Origin of the sequence: Lysinibacillus zambalensis, assembly GCF_040183165.1 — a bacterium.
Lineage (GTDB): Bacteria > Bacillota > Bacilli > Bacillales_A > Planococcaceae > Lysinibacillus > Lysinibacillus zambalensis.
The window spans coordinates 1-486 of record NZ_JBEGDG010000102.1 but is presented as its reverse complement, the minus strand read 5'-3'; the positions used below and the strand labels follow the sequence as shown (position 1 = coordinate 486).

At 47.9% G+C, this 486-nt stretch carries 1 rRNA gene; it reads right to left on the bottom strand.

Annotation, left to right across the window (positions count from 1 at the left end):
* Positions 1-112: 112 nt before the first annotated feature.
* Positions 113-486 (bottom strand): 16S ribosomal RNA (locus tag ABNX05_RS26225); the annotation flags it as partial.

Genomic DNA, 486 nt, shown 5'->3' with positions numbered 1-486 from the left:
ACTTCCTTTTCGGTAGTTGATTCCATATCCGTTTCATTAGGTACCTCTACTTCCTTTTCGGTAGTTGCTTCCATTTCCGTTTCATTAGGTTCCTCTACTTCCTTTTCGGTAGTTGCTTCCATTTCCGTTTCAGTAGGTACTTCTACTTCCTTTTCTGTAGTCGCTGAAATTTCGTCGGAGCTTTCAACTTCAATTACAGTCTTTTCTAATGTCGAAACGTTCGTCATTAGAATTGACTCGTGCTACAACATAGTTTTACGATCCTAAAACCTTCTTCACTCACGCGGCGTTGCTCCATCAGGATTTCGCCCATAGTGGAAGATTCCCTACTGCTGCCTCCCGTAGGAGTCTGGGCCGTGGCTCAGTCCCAGTGTGGCCGATCACCCACTCAGGTCGGCTACGCATCGTCGCCTTGGTGAGCCGTTACCTAACCAACTAGCAAATGCGCCGCGGGCCCATCTTATAGCGACAGCCGAAACCGTCATT